The 18,872-nt window shown below is 66.8% G+C and carries 13 protein-coding genes; 7 read left to right on the forward strand and 6 right to left on the reverse strand.

Going from position 1 to position 18,872, the window contains the following annotated elements; all coding sequences use genetic code 11:
- Nucleotides 1–60: 60 nt before the first annotated feature.
- Complete coding sequence (gene mdtD / locus M1L61_RS16770) at nucleotides 61–1,470, forward strand: multidrug transporter subunit MdtD (RefSeq protein WP_010482759.1); 1,410 nt, start codon at nucleotides 61–63, stop codon at nucleotides 1,468–1,470.
- 177 nt (nucleotides 1,471–1,647) lie between these two features.
- Nucleotides 1,648–2,999 (forward strand): IS3 family transposase gene (locus tag M1L61_RS16775; protein WP_099560046.1). Its coding sequence is split into 2 segments (ribosomal slippage): nucleotides 1,648–2,095 and nucleotides 2,095–2,999, totalling 1,353 coding nucleotides; the frame shifts between segments, so codons are not numbered across the junction.
- A gap of 419 nt (nucleotides 3,000–3,418) precedes the next feature.
- On the opposite strand, the gene M1L61_RS16780 is transcribed toward M1L61_RS16775, so the two are convergent.
- Nucleotides 3,419–6,946 carry a hybrid sensor histidine kinase/response regulator gene (locus M1L61_RS16780; protein ID WP_248853801.1) on the reverse strand — a complete coding sequence of 1,176 codons (3,528 nt, stop codon included), beginning with the start codon at nucleotides 6,944–6,946 and terminating at the stop codon, nucleotides 3,419–3,421.
- A 96-nt stretch (nucleotides 6,947–7,042) separates the two neighbouring features.
- Nucleotides 7,043–10,588, reverse strand: coding sequence for an ATP-binding protein (locus tag M1L61_RS16785; protein ID WP_109814900.1), 3,546 nt, complete (start codon nucleotides 10,586–10,588; stop codon nucleotides 7,043–7,045).
- A gap of 166 nt (nucleotides 10,589–10,754) precedes the next feature.
- On the opposite strand from M1L61_RS16785, the gene M1L61_RS16790 reads away from it, so the two are divergent.
- From M1L61_RS16790 to M1L61_RS16800, 3 genes are read left to right on the forward strand one after another with little or no spacing between them, the layout of a single operon-like run.
- On the forward strand, nucleotides 10,755–11,387 hold the full coding sequence (locus M1L61_RS16790) for a YceI family protein (protein WP_248853802.1): 633 nt from the start codon (nucleotides 10,755–10,757) through the stop codon (nucleotides 11,385–11,387).
- Between the two features lie 10 nt (nucleotides 11,388–11,397).
- Nucleotides 11,398–11,970: a cytochrome b gene (locus M1L61_RS16795; protein ID WP_010482755.1), complete on the forward strand. Its 573-nt coding sequence runs from the start codon at nucleotides 11,398–11,400 to the stop codon at nucleotides 11,968–11,970.
- A gap of 3 nt (nucleotides 11,971–11,973) precedes the next feature.
- Nucleotides 11,974–12,546 carry a YceI family protein gene (locus M1L61_RS16800; RefSeq protein WP_010482754.1) on the forward strand — a complete coding sequence of 191 codons (573 nt, stop codon included), beginning with the start codon at nucleotides 11,974–11,976 and terminating at the stop codon, nucleotides 12,544–12,546.
- Nucleotides 12,547–12,648: 102 nt separating this feature from the next.
- Here the strand turns inward: M1L61_RS16800 and M1L61_RS16805 are convergent, their stop codons facing one another.
- Nucleotides 12,649–12,882 (reverse strand): glutaredoxin family protein, encoded by a 234-nt coding sequence (locus M1L61_RS16805; RefSeq protein ID WP_010482753.1) that lies wholly within the window; start codon nucleotides 12,880–12,882, stop codon nucleotides 12,649–12,651.
- 100 nt (nucleotides 12,883–12,982) lie between these two features.
- On the opposite strand from M1L61_RS16805, the gene M1L61_RS16810 reads away from it, so the two are divergent.
- Nucleotides 12,983–14,365 (forward strand): L-serine ammonia-lyase, encoded by a 1,383-nt coding sequence (locus M1L61_RS16810; RefSeq protein WP_010482751.1) that lies wholly within the window; start codon nucleotides 12,983–12,985, stop codon nucleotides 14,363–14,365.
- A gap of 71 nt (nucleotides 14,366–14,436) precedes the next feature.
- Nucleotides 14,437–15,432, forward strand: coding sequence for an alpha/beta hydrolase (locus M1L61_RS16815; RefSeq protein WP_043399124.1), 996 nt, complete (start codon nucleotides 14,437–14,439; stop codon nucleotides 15,430–15,432).
- 58 nt (nucleotides 15,433–15,490) lie between these two features.
- Here the strand turns inward: M1L61_RS16815 and M1L61_RS16820 are convergent, their stop codons facing one another.
- From M1L61_RS16820 to M1L61_RS16830, 3 genes are read right to left on the reverse strand one after another with little or no spacing between them, the layout of a single operon-like run.
- Nucleotides 15,491–16,558, reverse strand: a complete 1,068-nt coding sequence (locus M1L61_RS16820; RefSeq protein WP_248853803.1) for a homoserine dehydrogenase — start codon at nucleotides 16,556–16,558, stop codon at nucleotides 15,491–15,493.
- Nucleotides 16,555–17,790: an O-succinylhomoserine (thiol)-lyase gene (locus M1L61_RS16825; protein ID WP_010482748.1), complete on the reverse strand. Its 1,236-nt coding sequence runs from the start codon at nucleotides 17,788–17,790 to the stop codon at nucleotides 16,555–16,557. Before M1L61_RS16825 ends, M1L61_RS16820 begins: the two co-directional genes overlap by 4 nt.
- Complete coding sequence (locus M1L61_RS16830; protein ID WP_049481858.1) at nucleotides 17,787–18,818, reverse strand: homoserine O-succinyltransferase; 1,032 nt, start codon at nucleotides 18,816–18,818, stop codon at nucleotides 17,787–17,789. Before M1L61_RS16830 ends, M1L61_RS16825 begins: the two co-directional genes overlap by 4 nt.
- Nucleotides 18,819–18,872: the final 54 nt, after the last annotated feature.

The raw sequence follows: 18,872 nt of genomic DNA on the forward strand, positions 1-18,872 counted from the left end.
TCGCGCCGTGACCCGCAGTGCGCGATCATGGTCTCCCCAACGCTGCACCGGCCGCGCCCCATGTCCACATCGCCATCGACCTACAACCGCCAGCGCCCCCTGCTGTGGTTGGTTTCGTTGGCGATCTTCATGCAGATGCTGGACTCGACCATCGTCAACACGGCGTTGCCGGCGATGGCCGCCAGCCTGGGCGAAAGCCCGCTGCAGATGCAATCGGTGGTGTTCAGCTATGCGCTGGCGGTGGCTACCTTCATTCCCGCCTCCGGCTGGATCGCTGACCGCTACGGCACCCGCCGCACCTTCCTGGTGGCGATCATCCTGTTCACCCTCGGCTCGCTGGCCTGCGCGCTGGCCCAGCACCTGCACCAGCTGGTCGGTGCGCGCGTGCTGCAGGGCATCGGCGGTGCGATGCTGCTGCCGGTCGGTCGCCTGGCGGTGATGCGTTCGGTGCCGCGCGAGGATTTCCTGCGTGCGATGAGCTTCATCGCCATCCCCGCGCTGGTCGGCCCGTTGATCGGTCCCACGCTGGGTGGCTGGCTGGTCGAGATCGCCTCGTGGCACTGGGTGTTCCTGATCAACCTGCCGATCGGCGTGATCGGTTTCATCGCCGCGATGAAGATCATGCCCGACCACTACGCCAGCCATCGCACCCGCTTCGACCTGCGTGGCTACATCATGCTGGCCTTCGCGATGGTGGTGCTGTCACTGGCGCTGGACGGCATCTCTGGACTCGGCACGCCACATGCGCTGGTGATGCTGATGACCGTGGCCGGCCTGGCTGCGCTGGTGGGCTACTGGCTGCACGCCGCCAACTCCACCGCTCCCTTGTTCTCGCTGGCCCTGTTCCGCGTGCCCAGCTATCGCATCGGTATCCTCGGCAACCTGTTCTCGCGCATCGGCAGCAGCGCCATGCCGATGCTGATCCCGCTGCTGCTACAGGTCGGCCTGGGCCTGGGCCCGATGAACGCCGGCCTGATGATGGTGCCGGTGGCAGCGGCCGGCATGGTGTCGAAGAAGCTGGCGGTAAAGCTGGTTGAGCGCTACGGCTACCGCCGCGTGCTGATGGTCAACACCGTGCTGGTCGGCCTGGCGATGGCCAGCTTCATCCTGATGACACCGGGCCAGCACCTGGCGTGGCGCCTGCTGCAGCTGGCGTTCTTCGGTGCGGTCAATTCGCTGCAGTTCACCGTGATGAACACCGTGACCCTTCGCGACCTGGACCGCGAATTCGCCAGTTCCGGCAACAGCCTGCTGTCGATGGTGATGATGCTCGCCGCTGGTTTCGGTGCCGCCGCTGCGGGCAGCCTGCTGGCCGCGTTCGGCAACCACCTGGACAGCAACAGCGCGACCGCGGCGCTACATGCGACGTTCCTGTGCGTGGGCGCGATCACGCTGACTTCGACGATGATCTTCTGGCAGCTGCCCGATACCAAGCCGGAGCCACGGCAGGTCGAGCACGTCGCGGAATAAGGGGGTTCGCCAGGGCCTGCGGCCCTGCACCCGCTACACGCAACGGCAACAGCTGAAGCAACAGCCAAAGCAGAATTCCGTGGGATGGCGGGGTACCGTGGGTTTGCGGGGCCGCCGTGAACCCGTCCATGAAGTGACCCCCGGGAGTTGGACACCAGATCCAACCCCGAGGGATACATGAACAGATACGACGCGCGTTTCAAACTGCAGGTCGCCAAAGAGGCCTGCAAGACCTCCACATCGGTCAAAGCCGTTGCTCGTCGCCACAGCCTGGAGTTTTCCACGGTCAGGCGCTGGGTGGCGACCTATCGGCTGCACGGTTGGCGCGGGTTTCACCGCCAGGCCCGGTCCTATGACCTCGCGTTCAAGCTGGCTGTCCTGGAGAAGATGAGCCAGGACGGCATGTCCGGGCGCGAAGCCACCACCTACTTTCAGATTGGTGATGCCGGCGCAGTGGGGCAGTGGCGGCGCCTGTATGCTCAGGGCGGTGCCCAAGCGTTGGCACCGCCCCTGCCGCCGCCCCGAAAGCCGATGAAAAAGACCCGTTCGTCCAAGCCACCTGAGGATATGAGCCGCGATGAGCTGCTCAAGGAAGTCGCCTATCTGCGCGCGGAGACCGACTACCTAAAAAAACTCGATGCCTTGATCCGGGAAGAGCAGGCGGCGCGAGACGCAAAGCGCAAGCCATCCAAGGATTGAGGCAGGTTCATACGCTGTCGCTTCTGCTCGAAGCGGCAGAGCTGTCACGCAGTACGTTCTATTACCAGAACCATGTCCTGGCCCATCCGGATCAGGACGAGGCAGATCTGCGCGAGCGCATCCGTGCAATCTACGATCAAAGCCAAGGGCGCTATGGCTATCGCACGGTAACGCTGGAATTGGCCAATCAGGGCCATCGGACCAATCGCAAGCGGGTACAGCGCCTGATGGGGGAGATGGGCCTGAAATCGCGCGTGCGCGTGAAGCGCTATCGGGCCTTCAAGGGAGCGGCCAATATTGTGGTTGGCAATGACCTCAATCGTGAGTTCCAGGCCGAGCGGCCCAACCAGAAGTGGGTGACTGACGTGACCGAGTTCAAGGTGCAGGGCATGAAGCTGTACCTGTCGCCGATCATGGACCTCTACAACGGTGAAATCGTGGCTTATCAGATCAAGCGCCAGCCCGTGTTCGATCTGGTGGGTCAGATGCTGGAGGAGGCCATCAGCAAGCTTTCCCCGGATGAGCGCCCCATGATCCATTCTGACCAGGGCTGGCAGTACCAGCATGAAAACTACCGGCACATGCTGGAAAAGCACTCGTTGAAGCAAAGCATGTCCCGGCGTGGCAACTGCTTGGACAATGCGGCAATGGAGAGCTTTTTCGGGACGCTGAAGTCGGAGTTCTTCTATCTGAACAGCTTTGACAGCATCGAGAGTCTGGAGGCTGGGCTGGTGGAATACATCCAGTACTACAACGAAGAGCGCATCAAACTGAAACTGAAAGGCCTGAGCCCGGTAAAGTACCGGGAGCAGGCCCAATCGGCCGCTTGACCCCGTCCAAGTCTCGGGGGTCACTTCACCATGGGGGCTTGGTCGCCGCATCCATGCGGCTCACACCCCGCAAACCCACGGCACCCCGCCTTCGACAGTTTCCCGGTGGCCTGTAGAACCACGCCATGCATGGATGAATCTCCATCGAGATCGAATATTTCGAATTGAAATCGAAACGCATCCACGCATGGCGTGGATCTATTGCAGATCGCAGGATTCTGTCGAAGGCGGGGTGGGTCCGGTTGCGGGAGTGTCCGCGGCATGGATGCCGCGGCCAAGCCCCCATGGATGGGTTTACGGCGTCTCCCACAACCGGATCCACCCCGCCATCCCACAGGAAGCCAGCTTTTGCTTCGGCTGTTGCTTCAGCTGTTGCCGTTGCGTGTAGCGGGTGCAGGGCCGCAGGCCCTGCCGAACCCCTACCTGCCCATCACCCGGGCGATCGCTTCCACCAGCAGCTCACCGGTCACCGGCTTGCGCAGGAAACCGCCGATGCCGGCCGCTTCCACCTGCTGCTGCAGGTCCGGATCGGTCCGCGCGGTCACGGCAAGCAGCGGCAGCATGTAGCCCTGGTTGCGCAGGTGCTGGGCCAGCTCGAAGCCACTCAGGCCCGGCAGGTCAAGATCCAGCAGGCCGACGTCGAAATCACCGGCGCTGATCTCGCGCAGTGCCGCCAGCGCATGCCCCGCATGCACGACCTCGTGCCCGCGCGCACTCAGCAACCCGCGCACCACGTCGGCCACGGTCGCATCGTCCTCTACCAGCAGTACCCGCAATGGCGGCATGTTGGCCGCGTCCTCGCGGTGCGTTTCGCCATCTGCTTCGGCATTGGCATCGACCACCATCGGCAACGGCAACGTCACACCGAAGCAGGTGCCGCGACCGAGTTGGCTCTCCACCTGGATGCGCCCCTGCATCGCATGCGCCAGTTCGCGGCAGATCGCCAGGCCCAGGCCACTGCCGCCGTACTGGGCGGCGGTACGTGCACCATCGGCCTGCTCGAAGCGGCGGAACAGGCGTTGCTGCTGCTCCTGGCTGATGCCGGGGCCGGTGTCGCGCACCTCGAAATGCAGCGATCGCAGCTCGGCGTCGCCGCGCGCGTGCAGGGTGATGGTGCCGCGGCTGGTGAACTTGACCGCATTCGAGAGCAGATTCAGCAGAATCTGACGGACCCGCATTGCATCGCCGGTGGCCTGCAGGCCGGGGGGCAGCTGGTTGTCGAGGGTGAAACGCAGGCCCTTCTGCGCCGCCAACGGCCCCATCAGCGCGGCCAGGTCCTGCAGCAGGCTGCTCAGTGCGAACGGCTTGTGCTGCAATTCCAGACGACCCGATTCGATCCGCGCAAGGTCCAGCGCATCGTTGACCAGGTGCAGCAGGTGCTCGCCGACATGGCGGATCGATTGCGTATAGCCGCGCTGCTGCGGATCCAGAGGCGAGGACAGCAGCAGCTCGCTCATGCCCAGCACACCGGTCATCGGCGTGCGGATCTCATGGCCAAGGTTGGCCAGGAAGCGGGTCTTGGCGGCCGATGCCTGTTCGGCCAGCTCCTGCTTGTGCAGCGCCAGCTGATAGGCGTGGCGGCGCTGCAGGCGACGACGGTACAGCCAAGCGAACCAGCTGGTCAGCAGCAGCGCGAACGAGGCCAGCACCAGCAGGCCGGACAAGCTGCGCCACCACGGTGGCTGCACGCGGAATTCCAGGCTCTGCACCCGTGACCAGACATGGTCGGCCGACCGCGCCTGCACTTCCAGCCGATAGCTGCCCGGTGCCAGCCGCGAGAACAGGCGCTCACCGGCCGGTCCCACTTCCACCCAGTCCGGGTCGTAGCCGGCCAACCGGTAACGATAGGTATTGGACGCCGAATCGGCGAATGACAGCAGGCGCGCGACGATGCGCAGATCGCGGTCGCCATCGGCGATCTGCAACGGCGTGTCGTGGGTGAGGTCCAGCACCTGCTCGTTGCGGCGCACCTCCACCCGCTCGATCACCAGCGGCGCACGCCGCATCGAGGGCCGCACCTGCTCCGGGTCGAAAACCACCACACCGGCCGGCGTACCCGCCACCAGATGGCCGTCTCCCGACATCACCAGCGTGTGCTCACGGAATTCCTGGCTCGGCAGGCCGTCGTGCACGCCATACAGGCGCACGCTCTGGCCATCGGCACCGATGCGCACCAGGCCACGCGCACTGGTTGCCCACGCTACCCCCTGGGCATCGACCACCAGTCCCGAGGCGGAGATCGCCGGGTAGCCCTGCTCGGCACCAATCACGGCCTGCCGCTCCAGCCGGCCCTGGCTCCAGCGGTAGCGCGACAGGCGGCCATCCTCGGACAGCCAGACCTGGCCATCGCTTCCCACGTGCAGAGCATGGATCGCGGTCGCCGGTGCACCCGGCACCGGCTGGAAACGCTCGCTTTCCGGCAGCCACTGCAGCAGGCCACGGCTGCTGGCCAGCCAGATATGGTCCTGAGGCCCGCATTCCACGTCGAGATTGAGCTGGCCCTGCTGCAATCCGCGCTGGCCATTGTCCAGCTGGCGCCGCAGGCGCCCATCCAGATCGCGCTGCTGAAGACCCGCCGACAGCATCAGCCAGAGACTGTCACCATCACAGGTCATCATCGATTCGATGACCCCTTCCATGGTCGCGTCGGCGCCGGCATCCCGGCCCCAGCGGCGCAGATCACGCCGCTTCGGGTCATAGCGCAGCAGTGCGTCGTTGGAACCGATCCAGACCTGGCCGCGGCGATCCTCGCGCACCGAGGTCAGCCAGTGCATGCCGTTGACCCAGGTGCGATGCTGTTCGATGCTGCCGGTCTTCGGATCGAAGCGGTCCAGCGCGCCGTGGCTGCCGACCGTCCAGATGCCGCCGTTGCTGGACGGGCTGGTACCCAGCACGAAAGCGTTGCGCAGCGAGCGGGGGTCGTCCTCCAGCCGCGACAGCACCGAGAACTGCCACCAACGCGGCAGCAGGTGCCAGAGGCCGGCGTTGGTGCTGGCCAGCCAGATACCACCCTCGCGATCCTCGTAGGCGCCGGTCCAGTTCGGGCGCACCGGACCACGCGCCACGGCGCTGTACAGGGGCACGGCCTGGTACTGGCCATCGACCGCCCGGCCAAGGCCGGTGCGGGTGTCCAGCCAGTGCCCGCCCTGCTCGTCGCGCAGCATCATGCCCAGCACCTGTTCGCCTTCGGGCAGCTTCCAGGACGGCGCCTCGAAACGACCGTCGGGGCGACGCACGACGGCACCGGCCATCGTGCTGATCCAGAGGCTGCCATCGGGCTCGGCCGTCAGGCCATTGATCAGCTGGCTGGGAACGATGCCGGCACCGACCCGTTCAAAGTCTGTGCCGGTCCAGCGCGCGACGCCATGCTTGGTGCCGATCCACAGGCTGCCATCGGCCAGGGTTGCCAGGTACGGCACCGATGCGGCCGGCAGGCTGCGTGGGTTGTTCGCTTCGGGCAGGAAGCGCTGCAGCCGGTCCTGGTTGTCCAGGCGGTACAGACCACCTTCGTGGGTGCCGAACCAGACCGAACCATCCGGCGTCGTGGCCAGGCTCCAGACCGTGTTGGTGCCCATCAACGGCTGGCTGCTGCGGTCGTAGAAATGCAGCTGGCGGCGATCGGCCGACATCCGTACAAGACCGGCGTTCTCGGTGCCGATCCAGAGCTGGTTGCGGGCATCGACCAGCACCGTCCAGATGCGGTTGTCGCGCAGGCCGTCTTCCGAACGCCAGATCCGGTAGTTGCGCCCGTCGTAGCGGGCCAGGCCGTCGTTGGTGGCGATCCACAGGTAACCGTAACGGTCCTCGGCCATGCGGTTCACGGTATTGGACGGCAAGCCGTCGAACACCGTCACCTGGCGCGGGCTCGGTGGCACCGGCTGCGCCGCAGCGGGCGACAGGCAGCACAGGAGGACCAGCAGCAGCATCGCCGCCCGCAGATACACCACCGATTGCCTCCTCACGCTGCTTCTGATGATTCCCGCACTACGGGCGTCGGCATGGTAAACCGAAAGTCGCGCCGTTCACGCCCGGCACTGCCGCATTCAAAGGGTGGTCTGCCGTTTTGCGCGCGCCTGGGCAATGGCAGCCACCAGCATGTCACCGGTCACCGGCTTGCGCAGGAAGCCATCGAACCCGGCCGCCAGGACCTGGGTCTCAGCGTAGGCATCGGAGCGTGCGGTGACCGCCACCAGGGGTAGTTCATAGCCCATGGTGCGCAGCTGGCGGGCGATGGCGGTGCCGTCCAGCGCCGGCAGATCGAGATCCAGCAGGCCCACGTCAAAGCCATCGGTGGCGATCTCCGAAAGCGCGCCCAGGCCATGCAGCACGTGCACCACATCGTGCCCACGGCCACGCAGCAGGCCGGCGATGACCTCCGCCACGGTCGCGTCATCCTCCACCAGCAGGATGCGCAGTGGCGGCAGCATCGGCAGCACCGGCGATTCGCCCGGCGCATTGGTGGCCTGCCGGATCCAGGGTAGTGGCAACCACACCCGGAAACGCGCGCCCTTGCCCGGCTGGCTGTCCACTTCGATGCGTCCGTTCATGGCCACGGCCAGCTCCTGGCAGATCGCCAGGCCCAGCCCGCTGCCGCCATAGCGCGACGCAGTGCGCGGGCCGTCCGCCTGTTCAAAGCGATGGAACAGGCGGTCCTGCTGCTCGGCGTTGATGCCCGGGCCGGTGTCATGCACTTCGAAGCAGAGGCCGCCGCCATTCTCCTCCAGTCGCACGGCCAGGCCGACGTGCCCACGCTCGGTGAACTTGATTGCGTTGCCCAGAAGATTCAGCAGGATCTGCCGCACGCGCATCTCGTCGCCGCTGACGCTGACCGGCCCCGGCGGATCGCTCCCACGCTGGAACTCCAGGTTGCGCTGCTTCGCGATCGGCTGCATCAACGCCTGCACCTGGTCGAGCAGGCCGGCCAGATCGAACGGGCGCAGGTCCAGCTCCAGCCGGCCGGCCTCGATGCGGGCCAGATCCAGCGCGTCGTTGACCAGCCGCAGCAGGTGGCTGCCAGCCTGCTGGATCGAGCCTGCATAGCTGCGCTGCACCGCATCCAGCGGGGTGGCCAGCAGCAGTTCGCTCATGCCGAGCACACCGGTCATCGGCGTGCGCACCTCATGGCCCAGCGTGGCCAGGAACCGGCTCTTGGCCTGTGAGGCCTGCTCTGCCAGCTGCTGCTTGTGCACGGTCAACTGCCATTGCTGGCGGCGGCGCAGGCGCGCGCGGATCGACCACACCAGGATAAGCAGCAGCAGCGAGCCGATCAGCAGGTAGCCGAAGATCGCCATGCCGCTGCGCCACCAGGGTGGCAGCACCTTCACCTGCAACTGCTGCGAAGGCGTCCACGCGCCACTGGCCGTAGCCGCCTGGACTTCAATGACGTAGCTGCCGGTCGGCAGCCGCGACAGCGTGCGCTGGCCGTCACCGCCCTGCTCCACCCAGTTCTGGTCGTAGCCCTGCACCCGGAAGCGGTAACGATTGCCCTCCGGATTGGCATAGGAAAGCAGTCGCGCATCGATCTGCAGATCACGATCGTCCGGCCCCAACAACAGCGTGCCGGTGGTCGGCAGTGGTTGCCAGCCACGGGCATCATCGCGCCGCACGCGAACCTCGGCGATCACCAGCGACGACGGCGGCAACACGGCATCGGCAGCATTCACATCGAACACCACCAGGCCGGTCTGGGCCACCGCCAGCACGCGACCATCGGCATTCACCGCCGGCGGCCGGCTGGTGAACTCGGCGTCGGGCAGGCCATCGCGTTCGTTGAACTGCTGCAGGCGGCGCGCCTTCGGGTCCCACCGCAGCAGGCCACGTGGCGTGGTCGCCCACAGGCGGCCATCTTCGGCCAACGCCAGTCCCCCCATGCTCACCGACGGCACGCCCGCACTGCCATCGATGCGCTGGATCAGGCGCAGGCTCATGCCATCCCACTGGTAGCGCTCGAGCGCGCCCTGGCGGGCCAGCCACAGCTGCTGTGGATCCACCCACACCAGATCGTAGATCAGCCCACGCGAAACGCCCGGCACCGCTTCGAAACGCCCGGCCTGTTCACGCCAGATCCCCATGTCGCCCATCACCCAGGCCTTGCCCTGGGCATCAAAGCGGATCTGCTCAACCGGTGAATCGGCCGTCTTGCGGAGATCCTCCAGCGGGAAACTACGCAGCACGCGGCCATCGGCGCTGCGCTGCTGCAGGCCCAGGTTCATCACCGACAGCCAGACCGTGCCATCGGGGGCCTGCCGCATCAGATCGATGCGCTGGCGCAGGTCGGCCCCTCCATCGATATGCCAATCGTGCAGCGCGCGGGTGGCCGGGTCGTACACGCTGATGCGGCCGGCACGCCCCAGCCACAGGCGCCCGTCCGGCCGCGGCAGCACCGACCACACCGCCCCGCTGCCGATCTCGCGATCGCTGGCCAACAACTTCAGCACTCCCTGCGCGTCCAGCTGGTACACGCCATGCGCTGAGCCGACGTAGTAATTCCGGCCATCACTGGCTGCACTCAACAGGTACTGGCTGTCCAGCGGCTTGCCGTCAAGCTGGTTCCAGATCGAAAACCGGCGCCAGTCCGGCGGCAGGTAGGCCAGGCCCTGGGTCAGCAGCGCCACCCACAATCCGCCCTCATGGTCCTGCATCAGATCAAGCACACCGCTCTGGGCAGTGAGGAAACCACTGCCACGGTCGCCGTCCAGCCGCCGCAGCATGCTGGCATCTCCGCGCAACAGGCCATCGGAGGTGCCCGCCCAGTAACCCCCCTGGCGATCGGCCAGCACCAGGGCCGAACGCAGGCGTGCACTGTCGGTCCAGCGCGGACGACTGACCCGGTCCTGCGCGTCGATACGGTAGAGGCCGTCGTTCTGGCTGCCGGCCCAGATCGAGCCATCGGGGTCGCGGCTCAGGCGCAACACACTCAGCGCCCCCAGTTCGCGCGGTGCGACAGCCTCGAATCCAGTCCCGTTCCAGCGCGCAATGCCCGCCTCGGTGCCGATCCACAGGCGCCCCTGCGCATCGACCAGGCTGCTGTAGATGGTATTGCTGGGCAACCCGCCAGGACGGGCCGGATCATGCTCGAAGAAGCGCAGGCTGCCGTCTTCACCGAAACGGCAGACGCCATGCCCACTGGTGCCGATCCACAGTGCATCCTCGGCGTAGGCCAACGTCCAGAACTGGCTCATGCAGGGGCCGTTGACCGCATCGAAGGTCTTGAAGTGCTCGCGGTCAGCATCCAGCCGGGCCACGCCCTTGCCATTGATGCCGACCCAGACGCGATCCAGGGGATCGACCAGCAGGGTCTCGATCTCGTTGCCGGGCAGCGATCCCGGCTGCTCCGGATCATGTTCCCAGACCCGCAGGCTGCCGCCGTCATAGCGCACCAGGCCACCATCGGTGGCAGCCCAGATATGGCCCTGGCGGTCTTCGGCCAACGCCAGCACCATGCGCGAGGGCATGCCTTCGGCGGCACCGAAACGGCGCAGGCGCGGTGTTTCCGCCATGTCCAGGGCCGTGGCCGCCGTGGCGAACGCCATCAGCAGCAGCCCCATTCCCGCGATGCCTCGGCACCACCGGCGCCAACCGCTCGTCATCCTGAACCCCCTGTCCTGTCCCGATTGTCACACAGGGCCGGCTTCATGGCTGCAACAGCCTGTTTCCACCGGTGGACCCACCACGAACTGTTGCAGCCATGCACGCAACGTTGGCAGGGGGCTGTGCGTATGATCGCAACGTCCCCCTTTCCGGAGCCCGCCATCGATGCGTCCCTGCCTGGCCCTGCTGCCGATGCTGCTCGCCACCGCCCCCGCCTGGGCGGATGCAGATACCTATCGCCTCGATCCGGTGCATACGCGTGTGCTGTTCACCATTGACCACGCGGGTTACTCGCAGGCGATGGGCACGGTCTCCGGCAGTGAGGGCCGCCTGCAGTTCGATCCCGACAACTGGCGCGAGGCCACACTGGATGTCGAGGTCCCCGTGTCGCGACTGGACCTGGGTGATGCCAAGTGGAACCAGGCCACGCTGGCCCGCAGCCTTCTGGATGGCGAGCGTTTCCCGAAGGCACATTTCGTCTCCAGCCGGATCGAACCGATCGATGCCAGGCGGGCCCACGTGATCGGCACCCTGACCCTGCGCGGGGTCAGCCAGGAGATCACGCTGGACGTGACCCTCAACGCCATCAAGCGCTATCCCCTGCCCCCGTTCCGACGCACCGCCGGTTTTTCCGCCAGCACCACGCTGAGCCGGCGCGCGTTCGGCATCACCGCCTGGCCGGGCGTCATCGGTGATGCAGTACAGCTGAGAATCGAGGCTGAAGCCACCCTCGACCGCAGCGCCGCCCCGGGAACTCCCGCTCCCGTTCCACACTCCGACCCCAAGACGGCCCCCTAGAGGACCCTTCATGACCGCCAAGAACACCCCCGCCGCCTGGGGGAGTGTCAGCCAGATCCTGCATTGGTTGATCGCATTGCTGATCCTCGCCCTGGGCGTGGTCGGCCTGACCATGGGCGAACTGCCCAAGACCCCCAAGTATTTCTGGGTCTATACCGCGCACAAGTCGATCGGCATCACCGTGCTGGCGCTGGTGCTGTTCCGCCTCGGCTGGCGCCTGTATGCCGGTGCCCCCAAGCCGGTGCCGGGCGTGCCCAGCTGGCAGGAACGCATCGCCAGTGCCACCCATGTGCTGCTGTATGTGCTGATGTTTGCCATCCCGCTGTCGGGCTGGCTGTACGACTCGGCCAGCGGCCTGCGCCCGTTCCGCTGGTTCGGCCTGGTTGACGTGCCCAAACTGAGCGGCCCAGACCCGCAGGTCGTTGCGGTGTCCCATGCCATCCACGAATACGGCTTCTGGCTGTTGATCGCGGTGGTGCTGGCCCATGCCGGCGCTGCCTTCTACCACCACCTGTTCCAGCGCGATGCAACCTTGTCCCGCATGTTGCCGCGTGGCTGGCTCACCTCCCCTCAGAAGGACTGACCGATGAACCTGAAACTGACCACTCCGGCCGCCGTGGCCGCCGCCCTGGCAGGCATGCTGGCCACCGCTCCGGCACTCGCTGCCGACTACGCGCAGGCCCCCGGCGCCGGCTCGATCCTGGTGTTCGCGACCAAGTACGACGGCGAAGTGTTCACCGGCAGCTTCCCGGGCTTTGCCACCAAGCTCAGCTTCGACCCGGCCAACCCGGCCGCCGGTTCGCTGGACGTGGTGATCCCGCTGGCCGGCGCCAAGAGCGGCAACAGCGACCGCGATTCGACCCTGCAGACCGCCGACTTCTTCAACGTCGGCAAGTTCGCCACCGCGCGTTACACCGCCAAGGGCTTCCGTGCCGTCGGCAATGACCAGTTCGCCGCCGATGGCACCCTGGAACTGCGCGGGGTCAGCAAGCCGGTCACGCTGACCTTCACCTGGAAGCCGGGCACCCAGCCGGTGCTGACCGGCAAGGCCACCGTCAAGCGCCTGGACTTCGGCGTCGGCAGCGGTGACTGGGCCGACACCAAGACCATCCCGGACGAAACCGCGATCAGCACGATCGTGAAGTTCGACGCGAAATGAGCAATGGGCCGGGGCACGGCTCCGGCCGCATCCTGTAGAGCCGAGCCATGCTCGGCTGCCGTCCAGGTCGCGCTGCGCGCGTCAGCCGAGCATGGCTCGGCTCTACAGTGAGCTTTCAGCCAGCCAGGCCTGAACCGTGGCCGCGTCGAACGGCCAGTCCAGCTCACGGTCACCGCGCTCGTCGCGCAGCACCGGCACCCGCGCGCCATAGCGCGATTCCAGCGCCGGCTGGTCATCCAGGAACACCGATTCGAACTCCGGCGCCCTGGCCTTGGCCAGCTCGGCCAGGGCCATGTCGCACAGGTGGCAGTCGTCACGCTGGAACAGGGTCAACACCGGTTTTGCTCCCTCTGCCGAAATGCTGCGCCGCAGCCATGGAAGTGCGGCATGAACCGCTAGAATAGCGGTCTCTTCCGGTACCCGCAGTACGGCAACCATGGCTGTCAGCACGTTCGACGTTTTCAAGATCGGCATTGGCCCGAGCTCCTCGCACACCGTCGGGCCGATGAAGGCCGCCGAGCGATTCATCCACCGCTGGCTGCTCGATCCGGGCCGCCTGCACGAGGTCGCGCGCATCCGTGCCGATGTCTACGGCTCGCTGGCGCTGACCGGCCGCGGCCATGGCACCGACAAGGCGATCCTGCTCGGCCTGGAAGGTCAGCGGCCCAACCTGATCGACCCGGACATCATCCCGGCCACGCTGGAGCGCATCCGCAGCAGCAAGCGCATCCAGCTGATGGGCCAGCACGAGATCGCCTTCGACGAAAAGCGCGACCTGGGCATGAACAAGCGCCAGAAGCTGCCGTACCACACCAACGGCATGCGCTTCACCGCGTACAACGCCGAGGACGAAGTGATCGCCACCCGCGATTACTACTCCGTCGGTGGTGGCTTCGTGGTCAACCAGGACGACGCGGCCGATGACCGCATCGTGCCCGACGAAACCCCGCTGCCCTACCCGTTCAAGAGCGGCGACGAGCTGCTGGCGCAGACCGCGCGCAGCGGCCTGAGCATTGCCCAGCTGATGTTCGAGAACGAGAAGTGCTGGCGCAGCGAAGACGAGATCCGCGCGCAGCTGCGCGAGATCTGGAGTGCGATGCAGTCGTGCGTGGCGCGCGGCATCCGCGAGGAAGGCGTGCTGCCGGGTGGCCTGAAGGTGGGCCGTCGTGCACCGGCGCTGTACCGCGAGCTGTCGTCGAAGCCGGAAGCGGCAATGCGCGACCCGCTGACCACGCTGGACTGGGTCAACCTGTACGCGCTGGCGGTGAACGAAGAGAACGCCGCCGGTGGCCGTGTGGTGACCGCGCCGACCAACGGTGCGGCCGGCGTGCTGCCGGCGGTGCTGCATTACTTCGACCGCTTCTGCCCCGGCGCCAACGAGCAGCGCGTATTCGATTTCCTGTTGACCTCGGCAGCGATCGGCATCCTCTACAAGGAAAACGCCTCGATTTCCGGCGCCGAAGTGGGTTGCCAGGGCGAAGTGGGCGTGGCCTGCTCGATGGCGGCCGGTGGCCTGGTCGCGGCGCTGGGTGGCAACCCCAGCCAGATCGAGAATGCCGCGGAAATCGGCATGGAACACAACCTCGGCCTGACCTGTGACCCGATCGGCGGCCTGGTGCAGATCCCCTGCATCGAACGCAACGCGATGGGCGCGGTGAAGGCAATCAATGCCTCGCGCATGGCGATGCGTGGCGACGGCAAGCACAAGGTGTCGCTGGACAAGGTGATCAAGACCATGCGCGATACCGGCCGCGACATGCAGGACAAGTACAAGGAAACCAGCCGCGGTGGGCTGGCGGTGAACGTCATCGAGTGCTGAGTCGTAACGCCGGACGGCACCGTCACCGCGTTCCGGTTAGGCTCGGGGCTCCCTTGCCCCCGGACTGCCCCATGCGCGTGATCGCTGCCGCCCTGCTTGCCTGCCTGCCGCTGCCTGCCCTGGCTGCGCCGACCTATGGGCCACGCCTGGAAGGCTTCGACTACGGCTATCCGGTGAAGACCTTCGCACTGGAATCGCAGCGGCAGCCGCTGGAAATGGCCTACCTGGACATCGCGCCGAAGAAGGCGCCCATCGGTGTGGTGGTGCTGCTGCACGGCAAGAACTTCTGCGCCGCCACCTGGAAGGAATCGATCAAGCCACTGGTTGCCGCCGGCTACCGGGTGATCGCCCCGGACCAGGTCGGCTTCTGCAAATCCAGCAAGCCCGAACGTTACCAGTATTCGTTCGCGCAGCTGGCCGCCAACACCCATGCCCTGCTGCATCAGCTGCAACTGGGTGATGTACCGGTGCACCTGGTCGGTCATTCGATGGGCGGCATGCTGGCGGTGCGCTACGCGCTGATGTTCCCGCAGGACCTGCGCAGCCTGTCGCTGGTCAACCCGATCGGTCTGGAAGACTGGAAGGCGTTGGGCGTGCCGTGGCGCAGCGTGGACGCGTGGTACGCCGGCGAATTGAACATCAGCTATGACAGCATCCGCCGCTACCAGCTGGAGGTGTACTACGACGGCAAATGGAAACCGGCGTATGAACCGTGGGCGCGGATGCAGTCGGGCATGTACGAAGGCCCGGGCAAGCAGGCCGTTGCATGGAGCCAGGCGCTGGCCTCGGACATGGTGTTCAACCAGCCGGTGGTCTACGAACTGAAGAACCTGCAGGTGCCGACCACGTTGTTCATCGGCCAGAAGGACCGCACCGCGATCGGCCGTGACCTGGCACCACCTGCAGTAAAGGCGACGCTGGGCAATTACCGGGTGCTCGGCAAGGCCGCGGCCTCAGCGATTTCCGGCTCGAACCTGGTCGAGTTCGCCGAACTGGGGCATTCGCCGCAGGTACAGGACCCGAAGCAGTTCAACAGCGCACTGTTGAAGGCGTTGAAGTCTCGCTGACCGGCAGGCGTGCCCCTGTAGAGCCGTGCGTGGGCTCGGCTCTACAGAAGCGGTGCGATCAACCCACGATCCGCAACACATCATCCAGCAGCGCGGCGGCGGTGACTTCCGCGCCAGCGCCCGGGCCCTGGATCAACAACGGCTGGCGCTGATAACGGTCACTGTGGATGGCTACGCGGTTGTCGGTGCCCGCGCCCTGCGCCAACGGGTGATCGGCCGGCAGCTCGCGCAGGCCCACCTGCGCACCCGCGCCATCGACACGGCCAACGAAACGCAGCACGTGGCCGTTGTCGCGCGCCTGCTGCCAACGCACCTGCAACGGCGCATCCAGCTGCTCCAGTGCCGCCAGTGCATCCTCCAGCGGCAACGCTGCCAGCGTTTCAGGCACCAGTGAATCCACCTGCACCTGCGAAGCATCCAGCGCCAGCCCGCTGCTGCGGGCCAGGATCAGCAGCTTGCGCCGCACGTCTTCGCCGGACAGGTCCAGGCGCGGATCGGGCTCGGTATAGCCGGCCGCCAACGCGTCGCGCACCGCCGCCGAGAACGGCGACTGGCCGTCGTAACGATGGAACAGCCACGCCAGCGAACCGGACAGCACACCCTTGATGGCATGGATGTGATCGCCACCGGCCACCAGCGCGCGCAGGCTGCTCAACAGCGGCAGGCCGGCACCGACGGTGGCGCTGTCGCCATAGCGCGCACCACTGTCTGCGCAGCTTTCGGCAATCGCCTGCGCGCGTGCGAGCTGCGCACCACGGCCCAGCTTGTTGGCGGTCACCACGTGCACGCCGCGCGCCAGCCACTGCACGTGGCGTGCGGCCACGTCTTCGCTGGCGGTGGCATCGACCACTACATCGCCACGTTCCAGTCCTTCGGCGCTGGCCCACGGCGGCGAACTCTGGCCATCGCGCGGTGCACGCCGTGCCAGCTCCAGCGGCAACACCAGGTCACGATCGATCTCCAGCGCAGTGCGTGAATTGGCCAGCCACTGCACGCTGGGCAGTTCCAGCCCACGCGCCCGCAATGCTTGGTAACGCTGCACGAAGGCCGAGCCGACCGTGCCAGTGCCCAGCAGCGCCAGGCGTCCCACGCCCAGCGCAGGAATGTCAGCGGCGAGCGCGCTCATGCATCCACCACCTGTTTGCGACGCGCGGCCGCATCAATCACCGCTTCGGCGCGCTGCAGCGCGGCGCCCAGATCTGCCAGCAGGTCACGCTCGGCCTCGATGCCGACCGACAGGCGCAGCAGCCCTTCGCTGATGCCCGCGGCGGCGCGCGCTTCGGCGGTCATCGCCGCATGGGTCATGGTGGCCGGATGCGCGATCAGGCTTTCGACGCCGCCCAGCGATTCGGCCAGGGTGAAACAGCGCAGGCCATCGACGAAGGCACGCACTGCGGCATGCGGATCATCGCCTTCGCAGTCGGCCAGTTCGAACGACAACATCGCGCCAAAGCCACTTTGCTGGCGTGCGGCGATGGCATGCCCGGGGTGATCGGCCAGGCCCGGGTAGTAGACCCTACCGACTGCCGGATGCTGGTCCAGCAGGGCAACGATCGACGCGGTGTTCTCCTGGTGCACGCGCAGGCGCGCATCCAGCGTGCGCAGGCCGCGCAGGGTCAGGAACGCATCGAACGGCGAACCGGTCAGGCCCAGCGCGTTGCCCCACCACACCAGCTGCTCGTGCAGTGCCTGATCGCGCGCGACCACCGCACCACCCACCACATCGCTGTGGCCATTGATGTACTTGGTGGTGGAATGCAGCACCAGATCTGCGCCGAAGGCCAGCGGTTGCTGCAGCGCCGGCGACAGGAAGGTGTTGTCGACCACCACGAGTGCACCGGCCTTGTGCGCGGCATCGATGACGAAGCGCAGGTCGGTGATGCGCAGCAGCGGGTTGGACGGGGTTTCCACCAGCACCAGCTTCGGCTGGGTGGCCAGCGCCTGTGCCAGTGCACGCGGATCGGTCAGGTCGGCGGTGACCAGTTCGAAGTGGCCCTTCTTCGCCAGCGCATTGAACAGGCGCCAGCTGCCACCGTACGCATCGTGCGGCACCACCAGGGTATCTCCCGGCTGCAGCAGTGCATTCAGCACCAGGTTGATCGCCCCCATGCCGGTGGCGGTGATCACGCCGCCGGCACCGCCTTCCAGTTCGGCCAGCGCCTCACCCAGCAGGTCGCGGGTGGGGTTGCCACTGCGCGTGTAGTCGTACTGGCGCTTGTTGCCGAAGCCTTCAAAGCTGAAGTTCGACGACAGCACGATCGGCGGGGTGACCGCGCCATGGGCGGTATCGCGATCGATGCCGGCACGGACGGCGGCGGTGGTGCGACTACAGGACGGCTCGTTGGCGTGCAGGCTCATGCGGACTCTCCAGAGGTGCGGAAGGCGGTGGCGAGGATCGCGTCGATGCGATCGGTTTCTTTGAGGAAGGCGTCGTGGCCGTAGGGCGAGCGCAGCACGCGCAGGCTGCCGCGCGGGCCCAGACCTTCGACCAGGCCGACGAGGTCGGCCAGCGGCACCAGGCGGTCGCCCTCCACGGCCACCACCACGGTCGGCGGCAGGATCGCGGCGGGGTCGACGCGGTGCAGGTCGATCGATTCGGACAGGCGCAGGTAGGCGGTCACCGGTGTGCGCGCGACGTACTGCGCGCCGGCGGCGTCGAGATAGTCTTCGGCGGCCACGCGCACGCGGCCGTTGATCACTTCCGGCGCGGCATCGAAGCGCTCGCCGAATTCTTCCGGGGTGCGGTAGCTGAGCATGGCGAACTGCCGGGCCAGCGCCAGGCCATGATCTTCGCCGCACTGCAGCTGGCCCAGCGCGACGGCGCGGCGCTGCAACGCGCGCCAGGCGGCGGCATACGGGTGCGGGCGATGCGCACCGCTGGCCAGCACCAGCTGGCGCACGCGGGCACGATGACGGATCGCGAACTGCTGGCCGACCAGCGCGCCATACGAATAGCCGACGAAGGCTTTCAGCGCGCGGATGCCGAGATGATCCAGCACCAGCGCCAATGCGTCGGCCTGATCGGCGGTATCGATCGGCACGTCCAGCGCACCGTCGGCGCCGATGAAATCGAACGCCAATACGCGCAGCTGCTGCGGATCCAGCGTGCGCCCCCTGCCGACCAGCTCTTCGGCCCAGCCCTTCTCGCTGAACTGTGCGTTGGAGGCCACATGGCGATGCGCGGAGATGCCGCCGGCCAGTACCACCACCGGCGCGTTGGCCGGGCCGACCCACTCGTAGCGCAGGCGCACCGGGCTGGGGCCGGCATGACGCATCGACAGCACCGCGGCGAACTCACCGCGCTCGGCATGCACACGGTCTTCGACCGGCACGCTGACGGGGACAAAGGGTTCGGGGCGAACGGCGGTACTGGCGGCGAAGCTCATGGCGGGATCCGGTTGGGGAATCGGCCATCGAGCCTTCGCGGGGCCCGCGTTCGA

It is taken from the genome of Stenotrophomonas sp. NY11291 (assembly GCF_023277365.1).
In the GTDB taxonomy this organism is placed as follows: domain Bacteria; phylum Pseudomonadota; class Gammaproteobacteria; order Xanthomonadales; family Xanthomonadaceae; genus Stenotrophomonas; species Stenotrophomonas geniculata.

What these genes read in the sequence shown, in the direction of transcription:
- mdtD (WP_010482759.1), top strand. Translation starts at nt 61, where the DNA reads ATGTCCACATCGCCATCGACCTACAACCGCCAGCGCCCCCTGCTGTGG.
- M1L61_RS16810 (WP_010482751.1), top strand. Translation starts at nt 12,983, where the DNA reads ATGGCTGTCAGCACGTTCGACGTTTTCAAGATCGGCATTGGCCCGAGC.
- M1L61_RS16795 (WP_010482755.1), top strand. Translation starts at nt 11,398, where the DNA reads ATGACCGCCAAGAACACCCCCGCCGCCTGGGGGAGTGTCAGCCAGATC.
- M1L61_RS16820 (WP_248853803.1), bottom strand. Translation starts at nt 16,558, where the DNA reads ATGAGCGCGCTCGCCGCTGACATTCCTGCGCTGGGCGTGGGACGCCTG.
- M1L61_RS16785 (WP_109814900.1), bottom strand. Translation starts at nt 10,588, where the DNA reads ATGACGAGCGGTTGGCGCCGGTGGTGCCGAGGCATCGCGGGAATGGGG.
- M1L61_RS16830 (WP_049481858.1), bottom strand. Translation starts at nt 18,818, where the DNA reads ATGAGCTTCGCCGCCAGTACCGCCGTTCGCCCCGAACCCTTTGTCCCC.
- M1L61_RS16815 (WP_043399124.1), top strand. Translation starts at nt 14,437, where the DNA reads ATGCGCGTGATCGCTGCCGCCCTGCTTGCCTGCCTGCCGCTGCCTGCC.
- M1L61_RS16825 (WP_010482748.1), bottom strand. Translation starts at nt 17,790, where the DNA reads ATGAGCCTGCACGCCAACGAGCCGTCCTGTAGTCGCACCACCGCCGCC.
- M1L61_RS16800 (WP_010482754.1), top strand. Translation starts at nt 11,974, where the DNA reads ATGAACCTGAAACTGACCACTCCGGCCGCCGTGGCCGCCGCCCTGGCA.
- M1L61_RS16790 (WP_248853802.1), top strand. Translation starts at nt 10,755, where the DNA reads ATGCGTCCCTGCCTGGCCCTGCTGCCGATGCTGCTCGCCACCGCCCCC.